The 15,952-nt window shown below is 74.2% G+C and carries 15 protein-coding genes; 3 read left to right on the forward strand and 12 right to left on the reverse strand.

Features of this window, described 5'->3' with window-relative positions:
• Positions 1–13 precede the first annotated feature (13 nt).
• The 8 genes from lysS to GVV04_RS09140 form a co-directional block, all read right to left on the reverse strand.
• The gene (lysS, locus tag GVV04_RS09105; protein ID WP_161686451.1) at positions 14–1,522 is read right to left on the reverse strand and encodes a lysine--tRNA ligase; all 1,509 of its coding nucleotides are present in this window, start codon (positions 1,520–1,522) and stop codon (positions 14–16) included.
• A gap of 193 nt (positions 1,523–1,715) precedes the next feature.
• Positions 1,716–2,474, reverse strand: coding sequence for a type III pantothenate kinase (locus tag GVV04_RS09110; protein WP_161686453.1), 759 nt, complete (start codon positions 2,472–2,474; stop codon positions 1,716–1,718).
• Positions 2,475–2,559: 85 nt separating this feature from the next.
• Positions 2,560–3,465 (reverse strand): carboxylating nicotinate-nucleotide diphosphorylase, encoded by a 906-nt coding sequence (nadC, locus tag GVV04_RS09115; RefSeq protein ID WP_161686455.1) that lies wholly within the window; start codon positions 3,463–3,465, stop codon positions 2,560–2,562.
• A gap of 31 nt (positions 3,466–3,496) precedes the next feature.
• Positions 3,497–5,191, reverse strand: a complete 1,695-nt coding sequence (locus tag GVV04_RS09120) for an L-aspartate oxidase (protein WP_161686457.1) — start codon at positions 5,189–5,191, stop codon at positions 3,497–3,499.
• Positions 5,192–5,270: 79 nt separating this feature from the next.
• Positions 5,271–6,167 (reverse strand): septum formation family protein, encoded by an 897-nt coding sequence (locus tag GVV04_RS09125; RefSeq protein ID WP_161686459.1) that lies wholly within the window; start codon positions 6,165–6,167, stop codon positions 5,271–5,273.
• Between the two features lie 113 nt (positions 6,168–6,280).
• Positions 6,281–6,706, reverse strand: a complete 426-nt coding sequence (panD, locus tag GVV04_RS09130) for an aspartate 1-decarboxylase (RefSeq protein WP_161686461.1) — start codon at positions 6,704–6,706, stop codon at positions 6,281–6,283.
• A 26-nt stretch (positions 6,707–6,732) separates the two neighbouring features.
• Positions 6,733–7,581 carry a pantoate--beta-alanine ligase gene (gene panC, locus GVV04_RS09135; protein WP_161686463.1) on the reverse strand — a complete coding sequence of 283 codons (849 nt, stop codon included), beginning with the start codon at positions 7,579–7,581 and terminating at the stop codon, positions 6,733–6,735.
• 58 nt (positions 7,582–7,639) lie between these two features.
• Entirely contained in the window at positions 7,640–8,617 is a 978-nt protein-coding gene (locus GVV04_RS09140; RefSeq protein ID WP_161686465.1) for a Rossmann-like and DUF2520 domain-containing protein, read from the reverse strand.
• A 193-nt stretch (positions 8,618–8,810) separates the two neighbouring features.
• Here GVV04_RS09140 and GVV04_RS09145 point away from each other — a divergent pair, with 193 nt between their 5' ends.
• Both GVV04_RS09145 and GVV04_RS09150 read left to right on the forward strand, forming a co-directional pair.
• The gene (locus GVV04_RS09145; RefSeq protein ID WP_161686467.1) at positions 8,811–9,992 is read left to right on the forward strand and encodes an SAM-dependent methyltransferase; all 1,182 of its coding nucleotides are present in this window, start codon (positions 8,811–8,813) and stop codon (positions 9,990–9,992) included.
• On the forward strand, positions 9,980–11,149 hold the full coding sequence (locus tag GVV04_RS09150; protein ID WP_201753019.1) for an NADH-quinone oxidoreductase subunit D: 1,170 nt from the start codon (positions 9,980–9,982) through the stop codon (positions 11,147–11,149). Before GVV04_RS09145 ends, GVV04_RS09150 begins: the two co-directional genes overlap by 13 nt.
• A gap of 38 nt (positions 11,150–11,187) precedes the next feature.
• Here the strand turns inward: GVV04_RS09150 and GVV04_RS34335 are convergent, their stop codons facing one another.
• From GVV04_RS34335 to GVV04_RS09170, 4 genes are all read right to left on the reverse strand, one after another.
• Entirely contained in the window at positions 11,188–12,138 is a 951-nt protein-coding gene (locus GVV04_RS34335) for a chromosomal replication initiator protein DnaA (protein WP_201753020.1), read from the reverse strand.
• 102 nt (positions 12,139–12,240) lie between these two features.
• Positions 12,241–13,242, reverse strand: coding sequence for a glycine betaine ABC transporter substrate-binding protein (locus GVV04_RS09160; RefSeq protein WP_161686470.1), 1,002 nt, complete (start codon positions 13,240–13,242; stop codon positions 12,241–12,243).
• Between the two features lie 179 nt (positions 13,243–13,421).
• On the reverse strand, positions 13,422–14,147 hold the full coding sequence (locus GVV04_RS09165) for an ABC transporter permease (protein WP_161686471.1): 726 nt from the start codon (positions 14,145–14,147) through the stop codon (positions 13,422–13,424).
• Positions 14,148–14,241: 94 nt separating this feature from the next.
• Complete coding sequence (locus GVV04_RS09170; RefSeq protein WP_161686472.1) at positions 14,242–14,925, reverse strand: ABC transporter permease; 684 nt, start codon at positions 14,923–14,925, stop codon at positions 14,242–14,244.
• 2 nt (positions 14,926–14,927) lie between these two features.
• Here GVV04_RS09170 and GVV04_RS09175 point away from each other — a divergent pair, with 2 nt between their 5' ends.
• Positions 14,928–15,917, forward strand: a complete 990-nt coding sequence (locus GVV04_RS09175) for an ABC transporter ATP-binding protein (protein ID WP_161686474.1) — start codon at positions 14,928–14,930, stop codon at positions 15,915–15,917.
• Positions 15,918–15,952 lie beyond the last annotated feature (35 nt).

Here is a 15,952-nt window from a genome sequence, read left to right on the forward strand (position 1 = left end):
GGCCCGGGAGCCCCTACTCGGGCCGGGCCAACGGGAAGAGGATGGTTTCCCGAATTCCCAGGCCGGTGAGCGCCATCAGCAGCCGGTCGATTCCCATTCCCATACCCCCGGCCGGCGGCATTCCGTACTCCATGGCCCGGAGAAAGTCCTCGTCCAGCCGCATCGCCTCGTCGTCGCCCCGGGCGGCGAGCTGCGCCTGGGCCACCAGCCGTTCCCGCTGCACCACCGGGTCGACCAGCTCCGAGTACGCCGTGCCCAGCTCGAACCCGAGGACGTACAGGTCCCACTTCTCGGCCAGGCCCGGCTCGTCGCGGTGCGCCCGGGTCAGCGGGCTGGTCTCCTCCGGGTAGTCCCGGACGAAGGTGGGTGCCCGCAGCCCCGGCACGACCAGTTCCTCGAAGAGCTCCTCGGCCAGCTTCCCCGGCCCCCACTTCGGGTCGACGGCCAGGCCGACCTTGTCGGCGTACTCGACCAGGCGAGCCCGCTCGGTGCGGACCGTGACCTCTTCGCCGAGCGCCCCGGAAAGCGCCCCGAAGAGGGTCACCGAACGCCACTCGCCGCCCAGATCGAACTCCTGACCATCCGCGTGTGTCACCACGGTCGACCCGGCGACCGCGACCGCCGCCTGCTGCACCAGATTGCGGGTGAGCGTGGCCATGGTGTCGTAGTCGCCGTACGCCTGGTACGCCTCGAGCATCGCGAACTCCGGCGAGTGCGAAGAGTCGACACCCTCATTACGGAAGTTGCGGTTGATCTCGAAGACCCGGTCGACGCCGCCGACGACGGCCCGCTTGAGAAACAGTTCCGGCGCGATTCGGAGATACAGATCGGTGTTCAACGCATTGCTGTGGGTCACAAATGGCCGGGCGGCGGCCCCACCATGCAGCAACTGGAGCATCGGGGTTTCCACCTCGATGAAGTCCTGCCGGTGCAGCGAGTCACGCAGGCTGCGCACCGTGGCGGCCCTGGTCCGCACCATCTGCCGCGCCTGGGGGCGGACGATCAGGTCGACGTACCGCTGGCGGACCCGGGCCTCCTCGCTGAGCGGCTTGTGCGCCACCGGCAGCGGGCGCAGCGCCTTGGCGGTGACCGCCCACTGCTCCACCAGCACCGACAGCTCACCCCGACGGCTGGTGATCACCTCGCCACTCACCCCGACGTGGTCGCCCAGGTCGACCAGGCGCTTCCAGTCCTCCAGCCGCTCCGCGCCGACCCGGTCGAGGGAGAGCATCGCCTGGAGTTCGGTGCCGTCGCCGTCGCGCAGGGTGGCGAAGCACAGCTTGCCGGTGTTCCGGACGAAGATGACCCGTCCCGTGACCGAAGCCCGGTCGCCGGTGGCGGTGTCGGTGGGCAGGTCGGCGTACTTCTCGCGGATCTCCGCCAGCGTGCTGGTCCGGGGGTATCCGACGGGGTACGGCTCGACGCCCTCGGCGAGCATCCGGTCCCGCTTCTCCCGGCGGACCTTCATCTGCTCGGGAAGGTCGTCGGCGGGGTCGACTGGCACGGCGTTCTGCTCGGTCACGGCACGCTTCCTCAGTAGGGAGATTCCGGCGGGGTCAGGCCCCGAGCGTACTCAAGCGCCCCGACGGTCGTTACGGGATAACCTGCCCGCCATGACCGACCCCACTCAGGCCCTCTCGTTCGGGGCGGCCGCAGCGCTGCCGTACCGGACGCTGGTCTTCCGCGCCCGCCGCCGCTGACCGGCAGCGGGCCGGTCAGACGTTGCGCTCGAAGACCATCCGCAGCCCGATCAGGGTGATCATCGGCTCGTGGTGGGTGATGGTCCGGCACTCGCCGATCACCACCGACGCCAGCCCGCCGGTGGCGATCACCGCCCTCACCTCGCCCAGTTCCTCGACCATCCGCTCGACGATCCGGTCGACCTGGCCGGCGAAGCCGAAGTACAGGCCGGACTGGAGGCACTCGACGGTGTTCTTGCCGATCACCGACCGGGGCCTGGTCGCCTCCACCTTGCGCAGCTGGGCGGCGCGGGCCGCGAGCGCGTCGAAGGATATCTCGATGCCCGGGGCGAACGCCCCACCGAGGAACTCCCCCCGCCCGCTGATCACGTCGAAGTTGGTGGTGGTGCCGAAGTCCACCACGATCGACGGCCCGCCGAAGAGGGTGTACGCGGCGAGCGTGTTCACCACCCGGTCCGAGCCGACCTCCTTGGGGTTGTCGATCGCCAGTTGCACGCCGGTGCGTACCCCCGGCTCGACGATCACGCTCGGCAGGTCGGCGTAGTACCGGGCCAGCATGCTGCGCAGCGAGCGCAGCGCGGCCGGCACCGTCGAGCAGGCTGCCACCCCGGTGATCTCCACGGCGTCACCGGCCAGCAACCCCCGGAACATCAGCCCGAGCTCGTCCGCCGTCGAGCGGGCGTCGGTCTTGACCCGCCAGGAGTGCACCAGCTTGTCGCCGTCGAAGGTCGCCAGCACGGTGTTGGTGTTTCCGATGTCGATGCAGAGCAGCACGCACGCAGCCTAGACGCCGGGCTCGCCGGACGACACGGGCCGACCGCCCCCGGGCGGCACGCCGATGGCAGCGCGCTGGCTCGGCTCACTCCGTCCGCAGGTCCAGCGCGACGTCCAGGATCGGCGAGGAGTGGGTCAGCGCGCCCACCGACAGGTAGTCCACCCCGGTCGCCGCGTACCGCGCGGCCACGTCGAGGGTCAGCCCGCCGGTGGCCTCCAACTCGGCCCGGTCGCCCACCGCGGCCACCACCTCGGTCAACGTTGTCGGGGTCATGTTGTCCAGCAGCAGGAAGTCCGCGCCGGCCTCGACCGCCTCCAGCGCCTCGGCGAGGGTGTCCACCTCCACCTGCACCGGCACGTCCGGGAAGGCCGCCCGGACCCGGCGGTAGGCCGCCGCGACACCGCCGGCCGCGAACTTGTGGTTGTCCTTGATCATCGCGACGTCGTACAGGCCCATCCGCTTGTTCGTGCCGCCGCCGGCCCGCACCGCGTACTTCTCCAGCGCCCGCAGGCCCGAGGTGGTCTTGCGGGTGTCCAGCACCATCGCCTTGCTGCCGGTCAGCGCGTCCGCCCAGGCCCGGGTGTGGGTGGCCACCCCGGACAGCCGGCAGAGCAGGTTGAGCGCCGTCCGCTCGGCGGTGAGCAGCAGCCGGGTGGGCCCGGTCACGGTGGCCAGCACATCGCCACGGGCCACCCGCCGGCCGTCGTGGGCCACCAGCGACACCTCGACGGCACCTGCACCCCCGTCGGCCCCGGTCACCTCGCCGACGACCTCGAACACGGCCGCCGCGACGGCCAGCCCGGCCACCACCCCGTCGGCGCGGGCGACCAGGTCGGCGGTGTCCGTCTGGGTCGCCGGGATGGTGGCGACGCTGGTGACGTCCAGGAAGTCCGGGCCGAGGTCCTCGGTGAACGCGGTGACGATCACCCGCCGCACCTCGGCCGGGTCGAGCCCGCCGGCCCGCAGCGCCTGCTCCGTCGTCTCCCTCACTGGAACTCCCTCGGTTCGCGACTGCGTGGACTCACCGTGTCCCCTCCCACCGGGACGTCAACCGACCCTGCGACCCGATCGCGCCGGTCAGGTGGCCCAACCACCGCTCTTCGGCCGTCGGGAAGTCCTCCCGCCAGTGGCAGCCCCGGGTCTCCTGGCGGGCGTACGCGGCGGCGACCAGGGCCGACGCCACGGTGATCAGGTTCGTCGCCTCCCAGTCGGCGGTGCGGGGCACGCCCCGACCGGCGCCCAGCTCGCCGAGGTCCCCGGCCGTGCCCGCGAGTGTCCGCGCCGAGCGGAGCACCCCGGCGCCCCGGGTCATCGTCCGTTGCAGGGCCGGCGTCCCGTCGGCGGGCAGCACCCAGCCGCTCCCGCCGACCCACGCTCCGGTGGCCGCCGGCTGGGCCTGGTCGGGCAGGCCGGCGGCGATGTCCTCGGCGATCCGGCGGGAGAAGACCAGCCCTTCCAGCAGCGAGTTGCTGGCCAGCCGGTTCGCGCCGTGCACGCCGGTGCAGGCCACCTCGCCGCAGGCGTACAGGCCGGGGATGGAGGTGCGACCGCGCAGGTCGGTGCGGACGCCGCCCGACGCATAGTGGGCGGCCGGGGCGACCGGGATCAGGTCGGTGGCCGGGTCCACCCCGATGGCCAGGCAGGACGCGACGATGGTGGGGAAGCGCCCGGCGAGGAAGTCCCCGCCGAGGTGCCGGGCGTCGAGGTACACGTGGTCGGCGCCGGTGGCCAGCAGCACCCGGTGGATGCCCTTGGCCACCACGTCCCGGGGCGCCAGCTCGGCCAGCTCGTGCTGGCCGACCATGAACCGCTTGCCGTCGCCGTCGACCAGGTGCGCCCCCTCGCCGCGCAGCGCCTCGGAGACCAGCGGCTGCTGGGCCCGGCCGGCCCCGGGCACCCCGGCACCGGCCGGGGTGATCAGCGCGGTCGGGTGGAACTGGACGAACTCCACGTCGGTGACCGTCGCACCGGCCCGCAGGGCGAGGGCCACCCCGTCGCCGGTGGAGACCGCCGGGTTGGTGGTGGCCGAGAAGATCTGCCCCATCCCGCCGGTTGCCAGCACCACGGCCCGGGCCAGGATCGCCCCGACGCCCTCCTCGCTGCCCTCGCCGAGCACGTGCAGGGTGATCCCGCAGGCCGGGCCGAGGCCGCCGGGCCCGTCACCGGGGGCACGCAACAGGTCCAGCACAAGGGCGTGCTCGAACAGCCGGATCCACGGGTCGCGGCGGACCGCCGCGTGCAGGGCCCGCTGCACCTCCGCGCCGGTGGCGTCCCCGCCGGCGTGCACGATCCGGTCCGCCCGGTGCCCGCCCTCCCGGGTGAGCATGAGCGAGCCGTCCGGATGGCGGTCGAACTCCGCGCCGATGCGCATCAGCTCCCGTAGCCGGGTCGGCCCCTCCGCCACCAGCACCCGCACGGCCGCCGGGTCGCACAGCCCGACGCCGGCCAGCTCGGTGTCCGACGCGTGCGCCGCCGGGGTGTCCGCCGGGTCGAGCACGGCGGCGATGCCGCCCTGCGCCCAGCGGGTAGAGCCGTCGTCGATGTTGACCTTGGTGACCACCGTGACGTGCAGGCCGGCCTCGCGCAGGTGCAGCGCGGCGGTGAGCCCCGCCACCCCGGAACCGACCACGACCACGTCGGTGGTCTCCACCCAGCCGGGTGCGGGCGCGGCCAGCAGCGACGGCAGGGCGGGCAGGTCGACGGTCGGTACGTCCATGAGCACAGTCAACCCGAAGGTTCCTCGCCCCGGGCAGTGGGGGCACGACGAGCGGTTTCGACTACGGGGCCCGGCGCCGCTACTTCGTCCGGACCGGGATACCCGCCGGGCCCGCACCCTTGAGCGAGACGGTCACCGAGCGGTCGCTGAGCCACAGGTAGCAGCGGACGCCCCGGTCGCCGACCCCCCACCGGCCCGCTCCGGGCGGGCGGACCACCACGCCGCTGCGGAAACGCAGGTCGTCGTCGTCCGGCACCCCGACGTAGCGGGCGAGCACCGAGCGGCAGCCGGTGTAGAAGGGGGCCCAGTCGGCGTCCCGGGTCGGGTACGGCCGATCCGGCGCCTTCCACACCCCGACGAACTCGGCGTCGTGTCGGGTGACGCACCCGACCGGCGTCAGCACCTGCGCCCCCCGCCTGCCGGCGGACCCGGTGCGCTGGCAGCCCAGCCGCAGCGGCGACGCCACCTTCAGCGCGTCGCGCAGGCTGCCGGTGCGGGTGACCGGCACGGCCCCCACCTCCGCGGTGCTCACCTCGGTCAGGTCGCAGCGGTACCAGCGGGCGCCGGACGCCCAGCCGGGCTTCGACGGCAGCGCCACGGCCAGCCGGAGCCGGCCGGCCCGCCAGTCGTCGCCCACGTACCCGGTGGCCTTGGCGTCGCAGTCGGCGAACGCGCCGCGCAGCTCCGTCGACCCCCCGGCCGGCGGGGCGACCCGCTCCGCCGGGAACGCGCCCACCTGCACGGTCTCCACCCGGTGGGCGACGGCGCAGTCCACCGGCGCGTACGCCGCCAGGGTGACCGTCTCGGTGAAGTCGGCGACCTGGCACGCCCCCACGGCCGGGGTGAACGGCCCGGCCGGGGCGAGGGCCGCCCAGTCGTCGGTGAGGTCGCCGTCGAGCCCCGTGGAGGCACCACAGCCGACCAGCACGACCGCCACGGCCAGGGCCGCGCACAGGGTCGTCATCGCACGGCGCATCGGGCCTCCCCAGCCACCAGCTCACGACGGCGACCCCAGAGTAACCACGGATGACCATCGGTGACAGACCACGTACGGGCCGAAGTTCGCCGACGGCCGACCCGACCGGCCGGTCAGCCGACGACGGCGAGCGGGCTCGGGACCGGGTCACCGGCCGTGCCCGGCGCCACCGCTGCCGGGTCGCCGCCCAGCTCGACCACCCGGTTGTCGGCGTCCACATGCACCACCCGGGGCCGGTACGTCCGCGCCTCGGCGTCGTCCAGCTGCCCGTACGAGATCAGGATGACCAGATCGCCGGGGTGCACCAGGTGCGCGGCGGCGCCGTTGATGCCGATCACGCCACTGCCCCGCTCGCCGGGGATCACGTACGTCTCCAGCCGGGCCCCGTTGGTGACGTCCACGATCGCCACCTGCTCGCCCGGGAGCAGGTCGGCCGCGTCGAGCAGGTCCTGGTCCACCGTCACCGAGCCCACATAGTGCAGGTCGGCCTGGGTCACCGTGGCGCGGTGGATCTTCGACTTGAGCATGGTGCGGAACATCGGGGTGCCTTTCGCGGGTGGAGAGGTCAGGAGCGGGGGGCGAGCCGGATCGCCGCGTTGTCGATGAGCCGGGTGGCGCCGACCCAGGCCGCGACCAGCAGCCGGGCCGGACCGACGACCGGGCCGGGTTCCAGGTCCGGGTCGGTCAGCACCAGGTAGTCGAGCCGGGCCCCGGCCGCGCCGGAGCCGAACGCCCGGTGGGCCTCGGCCAGCACCGCGCCGGCGTCCAGCCCCCGGTCGGCGGCGTCCACGCCGGCCCGCAGCGCGGCCGACAGGCTCAGCGCCGCCCCCCGCTCCTGTGCCGAGAGGTAGCGGTTGCGGCTCGACAGGGCCAGCCCGTCCGGCTCCCGGACGGTCGGCACGCCGACCACCTCGACCGGCACGTCGAAGTCCCGGGCCATCCGTCGGACCAGGGTGAGCTGCTGGTAGTCCTTCTCGCCGAAGAACGCCAGGTCGGGGCGGGTGAGCTGGAACAGCTTGAGCACCACGGTGAGCACCCCGTGGAAGAAGCCCGGCCGGGTCAGCCCCTCCAGGTCCTCGCCGAGCAGGCCCGGGTTCACCCGGACCCGGGGCTCACCGTCCGGGTACATCTCCTCCCGGTCCGGCGCGAAGACCAGATCCGCTCCGGCCCGCCGGCAGGCCTCCAGGTCCGTCGCCAGGGTGCGCGGGTACCGGTCGAAGTCCTCGTTCGGGCCGAACTGGAGCGGGTTGACGAAGATCGTCACCAGCACGTGGTCGGCCCGTTCCCGGGCGGCCCGCAGCAGCGTCTCGTGCCCGGAGTGCAGCGCGCCCATGGTCATCACGACCCCGACCGTGCCGGTCAGCGCGGCGCGCGCCTTCGCCAACTCCTCGCGGGTCCGCACCAACTCCGTCACTGCGCCACCACCTCGGTTCGCGACTGCGGGGCCCGCAGGATCGACTCACTCCGCACGCTCATGCCACCACCTTCCGATGGGTCCCACTGAGCACGTCGAGCAGCGACTCGGCGTCCGCCGGGCGCAGCCGGCCCGCCGCGATGGCCCGGTCCGCCGTCCGCCGGGCCAGGGCCAGGTACGGGGCCACCGACTCGGGCGCGGTCGCGGCCAGCCGCTCCAGGTGCCGGCGTACGGTGCCGGCGTCGCCCCGGGAAACCGGGCCGGTCAGCGCGTCGTCGCCGAGCCGCAGCGCGTTCTCCAGCGCCGCCCGCAGCAGCGGCGCGAGCACCTTCTCCGGCTGGCCCACCCCGGCGTCGCGCAGCCGGTCGGCCGCCTCGTTGACCAGGGTGACCAGGTGGTTCGCGCCGTGCGCCAGCGCCGCGTGGTACAGCGGCCGGTCGGCCTCCGCCACCCACTCCGGCACCCCGCCAAGGTCGACGGCCAGCCGGGCGGCGAGCGGGCGCAGCTCGGCCGGGGCCGTCACCCCGTACGAGATGCCGGCGAGCCGGCCGAGGTCGTCGGGCGTACCGGTGAAGGTCATCGCCGGGTGCAGGGCCAGCGGACAGGCCCCGACGGCGGCGGCCGGGGCGAGCACGCCCAGCCCGTGCGCGCCGGAGGTGTGCGCGACCACCTGGCCGGGGTGCAGCGCGCCCGTCTCGGCCAACCCGGCCACCACCCCGGCCAGCGTGTCGTCGGGGACGGCGATCAGCAGCAGGTCGGTGGCGGCCCGGGCCACGGAGGTGGCGGAGCGGTTGCGGGCGTCGGGAAGCAGCAGGGCGATCCGGGCCTTGGTCGCCCCGGAGACGCCGGAGGCGGCGACCACCCGGTGCCCGGCGGCGGCGAGCGCGGCGCCCAGTACGGCGCCGACCCGGCCGGCGCCGATGACGCCGACGGTGAGCACGCGAGGGAAGACGAGCGGGGCGCCGGCAGGGGCGCCTCCCGCGGATACGGCGGCCCGAGAGGGGGCTGCCGGACGCGGGCGCAGCGGTGCGCTCATGGCAACGATCCAGTCCTCTGAAGGGGGGTACCGGTCGATCGCAAGTATGCGCCGCGGTCACGGACCTGCAACAAGAAGGTGTGAAAACCTTCACCGATGAGCCGCCGGCCGCCGGCGTGGGGACCACGAACCGTCTCGTGGCCACAGACCGTAGGGTCGGCACGGTGACGGCTCCCGAAAACGGAATGACCTGATGCCGGTCCGCTGGCGGGACGCGATGAGCCAGGCGCTGTACGGACCCGGGGGCTTCTTCGTGGCCGGACCCGGCCCGGCGGGCCACTTCCGGACCAGCGTGCACGCGTCCCGGGCGTTCGCGTCGGCGCTCTTCCGGCTCGTCTCGCGGCTCGACGCCGACCTCGGGTTCCCCGCCCCGTTCGACGTGGTGGACGTGGGCGCCGGACAGGGCGAGTTGCTGCTCGCCCTGGCGCGGCTCGCCGGGTCGGAGGCGTCGGAGGCCGGTGACGAGGCCGCCGGGTCCACGGCGGGGGGCTCCGGGGAGCCCACCCCGGCCGCCGCCCGCCCGTCGCCCACCCAGCCGCCACCGGTCCCGCTGGCCCATCGGGTACGCCTCACCGCCGTCGAGAAGGCACCCCGCCCCGACGGCCTTCCGGCGGAGATCGGCTGGGTGGACGAGATTCCGGACCGGATCACCGGCCTGCTGGTGGCCACCGAGTGGCTCGACAACGTCCCGCTGGACCTGGCCGTGCCCACCGGAACCGGCTGGCGTTACCTCCTGGTCGACCCCAGAACGGGCAAGGAGACCCCCGGCCCCCCGCTGACCCCCGAGGACGCCGCCTGGGTAGCCCACTGGTGGCCCACCCCGCCGCCGAGTTCGTCGATCAAGAAGTTTGCGCCCGAGGACGACCCGGATTCAGCCGCAGACCCCTTGATCAACGGGGTTGAGGAGCGGGTGGAGGTTGGGCGGTTGCGTGATGAGGCTTGGGGCGGGGCCGTTGGATGCGTTGAGCGGGGGCTGGCGTTGGCCGTGGACTACGGGCACCTGATCGGGTCTCGGCCGGTGGGCGGGACGTTGGCCGGATACCGGGGCGGCCGGCAGGTGCCGCCCGTGCCCGACGGGTCCTGCGACGTCACGGCCCACGTGGCGATGGACTCGGCCGGCGCGGCCGGGGCGGCTGCGGGCGGCGGGGCGTACACGCTGGTGGGTCAGCGGGAGGCGCTGCGGGCGCTCGGGGCCGACGGCGGGCGACCGCCGCTGAGCCTGGCCGCCACCGACCCGGCCCGGTACGTGCGGGCGCTCGCCGCCGCGTCGGCGGTGACCGAACTGACCGACCCGGCCGGGCTCGGCGGGCACCGGTGGCTGCTCCAGCCGGTCGGCGTCACCGTCGATCCGCTCATGGCACGATGGCGGGCATGACCACGGACACCGGTGACCTGCGCGAGCTGACCGTCGGAACCGGGGCCGGCGGGGAGCAACTCGGCACCGACATGGTGCTCAACATCGGCCCGCAGCACCCGTCCACGCACGGGGTGCTACGGCTGAAGCTGGTCCTCGACGGGGAACGGGTGGTCGCCGCCGAGCCGATCGTCGGCTACATGCACCGGGGCGCGGAGAAGCTGTTCGAGGTGCGCGACTACCGCCAGATCATCGTGCTGGCCAACCGGCACGACTGGCTGTCGGCGTTCTCCAACGAGCTGGGCGTGGTGCTGGCCGTCGAACGGCTGATGGGCATGGAGGTGCCCGAGCGGGCCACCTGGCTGCGGATGGCGCTGGCCGAGCTGAACCGGGTGCTCAACCACCTGATGTTCCTCGGCTCGTACCCGCTGGAGATCGGCGCGATCACCCCGGTCTTCTACGCCTTCCGGGAGCGGGAGACCATCCAGGCGGTGATGGAGGAGGTCTCCGGCGGGCGAATCCACTACATGTTCAACCGGGTCGGCGGGCTGAAGGAGGAGGTCCCCGCCGGTTGGACCGGCCGGGCCCGGGCGGCGATCGGCGAGGTGCGCCGCCGGATGCCGGACCTGGACAACCTGATCCGGCGCAACGAGATCTTCCTGGCCCGCACGGTCGGGGTGGGGGTGCTGTCGGCCGCCGACGCCGCCGCGTTCGGCGCGTCCGGGCCGGTCGCCCGGGCCTCCGGGCTGGACCTGGACCTGCGCCGCGACGAGCCATACCTGGCGTACGACCAGCTCGACGTGCCGGTGGTCACCAAGACCGCCGGGGACTGCCACGCCCGGTTCGAGGTGCTGCTCGACCAGGTGTACGCCTCACTCGACCTCGCCGAGCAGTGCCTGGACCGGGTGGACCGGCTCACCGGGCCGGTGAACACCCGGCTCCCGAAGGTGGTGAAGGCCCCGGAGGGGCACACCTACGCGTGGACGGAGAACCCGCTCGGCATCAACGGCTACTACCTCGTGTCGAGGGGCGAGAAGACGCCGTGGCGGTTGAAGCTGCGCACCGCGTCGTACGCGAACGTGCAGGCGCTGGCCACGCTGCTGCCCGGCTGCCTGGTGCCGGACCTGATCGCCATCCTCGGTTCGATGTTCTTCGTGGTGGGCGACATCGACAAGTAGCCGGGGCCGCGCGCCGCCGAGCGCCGGTCGGCCGGCGGTCAGGGCCGGCGGCCACCGGCGTGGGGCGGGTCGTCGTGGGGCGGGTGGCCGTGGGGCGGGTGGCCGTACCACTCCTCGTCGGCGTGCTGGTGCCGGCCGGCCCGGGCCGGGCCGGGCTCCGCCGCGCGCCACTGCCCGGCCGGCGAGGCGTCGCGCTGCTCGGCGTCCGGCCGGGGACCGGTCCGGCCCGGGTCCGGCCGTCGCCCCCCGGGGCCCTCGTCCCACCGTCGCTCGCCCTGGCCCCACCCGGGGCGGGGCTCGCTCCGCCGGACCGACGCCCAGCGGTCCTCGACCCGGTACCCGCTGCCGGCGGCGTCCGCGTGTGCCGCGGCCCGCCGGGGAGCAGGCCCGGGGCCGCCGGGCTGGGCTGGCCGCTCGGCCCCGTAACGCGGGGTCGGCCGGGGCCGGTGGACGGGCGGCTCGTCGCCGTGGGCCGTCCCGGGCACCCGGACCCGCCCGGCAGGGGCTTCGTCGATGTCCCGGTGCCGGCGCGCGTCGTCGTACGCCTCGGCGAGCGGGACCCGGGCGCGGCCCGCGCCGGCCGGCTTTTCGACGGACGGCTCGGGGGCGGCGGCCGTCGCCACGGCGTCGAGCCGGCGACGCAGCGCCGCGACCTGGTCCTGGGCCCGCTGGGACGCGTCGAGCGCCTGGTTGCCGCGCTGTGCGGCGCCGACGATCTCCCCGCGCAACTCGCGGCGCAGTTCCTCGATCTCGTCGTGGAGGGCCCCGATCTCGGCCCGGCTGCCGCCGCCGTCCGCGCGCAGGGCGATCGAGAGACCGATCAGCACCACGGCTGTGATGGCGAGCACGGCGGCGAACCGCAGCGGCCCGTTGCCGTCAGCGACCAGCAGGATCAGCGCCGCGACCGGGGCGAACGCCACGCCCGTCCAGAAGAGCACGGGCAGCAGACGGGCTTCACGCCTGTCGGTGACGGCAACCGGGTCGGGCATGGGTGTGCAGCCTACCGAGAGTTCCAGCGGCTGGGAACGGGGCGGACGCCCTGACGGGCACCGGTCGCCGGCGGCACGGGGCCGCCGACGACCGGTGGTGGTTCAGCTGACCGCGAGGGCCCCGTCGGAGGAGAGGACCAGACCGACGCTGGCGTTCCCCGTCGTCAAGGCGTTCTTGGTCTGCGGACCGGCCGCGTCCAGCGAGCTGAAGGAGCCGGCCTTGAAGTCGTAGACCTTGACCAGGCCGGCCTGGCACAGCGGGCGCTGCGGGCACTCCGGCGGCCCGGCCAGCACGGTGGCGCTGCCGGAGCACTTGGCGGCCAGTTCGGAGAGGGTGGTGACCCCGTACTTGTCGGCGAAGGCCTTGGTGACGGCGAACGCGTTCTGGTCCTGCGCGGCGGACGGCGCGCCGAAAGCGAGGCCGGCCTTCTCGCCACCGGCCTTGAGGGCGGTCACGGTCTTCTCCAGCTCGGGCGAGGAGACGGGCGGGGCGTCCTTGCCGTTGGCCTTGGTGTTCAGGAACTCGGCCATGGTCGCCGCGTACTCCGGGACGACCTGGATCTCGCCCTTCTCCAGGGCCGGCTCGTAGAGCTCCCGGTTGCCGATCTGCTGCACCTTGACCTGGTAGCCGGCGGCGGTGAGGGTGATCCGGTACAGCTCGGCGAGGGTCTCGCTCTCGCTGAAGTTGCCGGCGCCCACCACGATCGTGCCGCCCGGCCCCTTCTCCAGCCCCTGGGTGAGGTTGTTCGCCGCGGCGAACTCCTCCGCCGCGACCTTGGAGGTCTTGCGGTCGACGACGACGGCCTTGTTGAGGCCGATCAGCTTCGGGGTGTCCAGCGCCGCGGAGACCTTGTCGAGCGCCGCGACCAGCTGCGGCTTGGCCACCTTCGCGTTGATCGCCGGAAGGATGTTGTCGCTGTTCTGGAGCTTCTTGTCGTCAGTCAGGACGACCAGCTGTTCACCAGCAACCGGGGCGCACCCGGCCCCCGACGCGCCCTGCTCGGGCGCCTCGGTCCCGGAGGACCCGGCGTCACCGCAACCGGTGAGAAACCCGACCGCGAGGACGCCGATCGCGCCGATTGCCAGGCGTGTACGTGCGTGCATCAAGCCCGCCTTCCGTGTCCCGGCGCGGCCCGTTCGGGCCGGCCGCGTGTCCGACGGGCGAACCCTGTCATCGCCCGCGATCTCCCACCCAACATCCTGCCGGCCGACACCGACAACCCGAGGCGCGCTTTGTCACCGGATCGTCACACCCGAGGGTGCGAAGGCCGGGCGGACGGCCCTCAGGTGCCGGCGACGGCGTCCGCGGCGCGGCGGTTGGCCCGACGCCGGGCCGGGCGCAGCGGGCGCGGGGTGAGCACCCGCTCGACCAGCGCCAGCACCAGTTCGGCCAGCACCGCCAGCCCGGCCACCAGCAGACCCCCCGCGATGATCTGCCCACCCCCGGCGGCGATGTCCAGGCCGAAGCCGGCCCGGATGATCTGGCCGAGGCCGCCGCCGTTGACGAACGACGCCAGCGCGGCCGTCGCCACCACCTGCACCGTCGCGGTCCGGAAGCCGGCCGCCAGGTACGGCACCGCCAGCGGCAGCTCCACCCGGCGCAGCACCTGCCCGCCGGACAGCCCCATTCCGCGCGCCGCGTCCCGGGCCTCCGGGTCGGCCTGGCGCACCCCGGTGTACGCGTTGGCCAGCAACGGCGGCACCGCGAAGACGGCCAGCGCGACCACCACCGACGGCCGGCCGAAGCCGAGGAAGGTCAGCGGCAGGATGGTCAGCAGGGCCAGGGTCGGCACGGCGAGGGTGACGTTGGAGACGAGCACGACCAGCCCGCCGCCCCGCCCGGTGTGCCCGAGCCAGAGCCCGACGGGCCAGGCCACCAGGCAGCCGAGCAGCACGGCCGCCGCCGAGATGCTCAGGTGCTCGCCGAGCCGGTCCAGGACGCCGCCCGGGATGGTCCAGTTCAGCGGGTCGTTGAGCCAGAGCACCGCCTGGCCGACCGGGTTGCTCACCGGGCTACCCTCCCGCAGTCGTTCATCAGCCCCTGCCCCCGGGTGCCCGCCGGGGGCGTGTCATGGCTGCCCGCCGGGCCCGTCCAGTGGCCGATCATCGTGCCCCGCGCAGCCAGGGGGTGACCGCCCGGCCGATCCCGGCGAGGATCAGGTCCAGCACCAGGGCCAGCAGGACGCAGAGCAGCGTACCGGTCATGATCTGGGCCTTGTAGAAGTTGTTCTGGAAGCCGGCGAAGATGAGCTGCCCCAGCCCGCCCCGGCCGACCACCACCCCGACGGTCACCAGCGCCACGGTCGACACGGTGGCCAGCCGCAGACCGGTGAGGATGCCGGGCAGGGCCAGCGGCAGCTCGATCCTCAGCAGCCGGCCCCACCGGCCGTACCCCATGCCCTCGGCGGCCTCACGGACCTCGGGCGGGACCTGGCTCAGCCCGGCGACGGCGTTGCGGACGATGACCAGCAGCGCGTACAGCACCACCACGCTGAGCACGGTCACCGCCCCGATCCCCAGGTACGGCGCGAGGAAGGCGAACAGCGCCAGGGACGGGATCGTGTAGAGCACGCCGGTGAATGCGAGAATCGGGCCGGCGAGCGGGCGGAACCGGTGGGCCACCATGGCGAGCGGCAGGGCCACCAGCGCGGCGATCAGCACCGCCCGCGCGGTCAGCGAGACGTGGTCGCGCAGCGCGGCGACGATCGTGTCAGAGTTGTCCCGCACGTACTGCCAGGAGAACCACGGGTTACCCGGGTCGGCCCGGTAGCTCAGGCGGAAGGACATGCGTGGACGTTACCCCGGCAACCACCGGTGACGCCGGCCAGAGGGCCGCGTCGATCACCCTGGAGGGCATCCGTAAGCGCTACCCGGACGGCACCGAGGCGGTCCGCGAGCTGAGCCTGGAGGTCAGGGCCGGGGAGCTGGTGGTGCTGATCGGCCCGTCCGGCTGCGGCAAGTCGACCGTGCTGCGCATGGTCAACCGGCTGATCGAGCCGACCGCCGGTCGGATCCTGCTCGGCGACGAGGACGTGACCCGGGTCGACCCGGTCGAGCTGCGCCGCCGGATCGGTTACGTGATCCAGAACGTCGGCCTCTTCCCGCACCAGACGGTCCTGGCGAACGTCGGCACCGTCCCCCGGCTGCTCGGCTGGGCCCGGGACCGGGTGCGCCGTCGGTCCGAGGAGCTGCTGGAGCTGGTCGGGCTGGACCCGGGGCAGTTCGGTCGCCGCTACCCGCACGAGCTGTCGGGCGGCCAGCGGCAGCGGGTCGGGGTGGCCCGGGCGCTGGCCGCCGACCCGGTGGTGCTGCTGATGGACGAGCCGTTCTCGGCCGTCGACCCGATCGTGCGGACCCGGTTGCAGGAGGAGTTCCTCCGGCTCCAGGCGGAGGTTCGCAAGACCATCGTGCTGGTCACCCATGACCTGGACGAGGCGGTCCGGCTCGGCGACCGGATCGCGGTGCTCTCCCAGGGCGGCCGGCTGGAGCAGTACGACACCCCGGCGGCCCTGCTCGGGGCGCCCGCCTCCCCGTTCGTCCGGGAGTTCGTCGGCGAGGACCGGGGCATCCGGGCGCTCGCCGTAACCCCGGTCACCCGGGACGCGCTGGACCCGGCACCGGGCGACCCCGCCGGGCTGCCCGAGGTGGCGCTGGGTTCGTCGGCGTACGACGCGCTGGCCGTGATGCTCACCGCCGGGGCGGACCGGGTGCTGGTGACCGCCGACGGCCGGCCGGCCGGGGTGCTCACCCGGGAACGCGCGCTGGGCGCGGGACGCTGACCCCGCCGGGCGGCCGACTCCCCCGCCCGTGGCCC

The sequence above is a fragment of the Micromonospora rubida genome (assembly GCF_009908295.1).
In the GTDB taxonomy this organism is placed as follows: Bacteria; Actinomycetota; Actinomycetes; order Mycobacteriales; family Micromonosporaceae; genus Micromonospora; species Micromonospora rubida.

Excerpts from the sequence above, each read along its gene's own strand:
- GVV04_RS09140 (WP_161686465.1), bottom strand. The coding sequence starts at position 8,617 with ATGAGCGCACCGCTGCGCCCGCGTCCGGCAGCCCCCTCTCGGGCCGCC.
- panD (WP_161686461.1), bottom strand. The coding sequence starts at position 6,706 with ATGTTCCGCACCATGCTCAAGTCGAAGATCCACCGCGCCACGGTGACC.
- GVV04_RS09145 (WP_161686467.1), top strand. The coding sequence starts at position 8,811 with ATGCCGGTCCGCTGGCGGGACGCGATGAGCCAGGCGCTGTACGGACCC.
- GVV04_RS09170 (WP_161686472.1), bottom strand. The coding sequence starts at position 14,925 with ATGTCCTTCCGCCTGAGCTACCGGGCCGACCCGGGTAACCCGTGGTTC.
- GVV04_RS34335 (WP_201753020.1), bottom strand. The coding sequence starts at position 12,138 with ATGCCCGACCCGGTTGCCGTCACCGACAGGCGTGAAGCCCGTCTGCTG.
- GVV04_RS09125 (WP_161686459.1), bottom strand. The coding sequence starts at position 6,167 with ATGCGCCGTGCGATGACGACCCTGTGCGCGGCCCTGGCCGTGGCGGTC.
- GVV04_RS09160 (WP_161686470.1), bottom strand. The coding sequence starts at position 13,242 with ATGCACGCACGTACACGCCTGGCAATCGGCGCGATCGGCGTCCTCGCG.
- GVV04_RS09120 (WP_161686457.1), bottom strand. The coding sequence starts at position 5,191 with ATGGACGTACCGACCGTCGACCTGCCCGCCCTGCCGTCGCTGCTGGCC.
- GVV04_RS09150 (WP_201753019.1), top strand. The coding sequence starts at position 9,980 with ATGGCGGGCATGACCACGGACACCGGTGACCTGCGCGAGCTGACCGTC.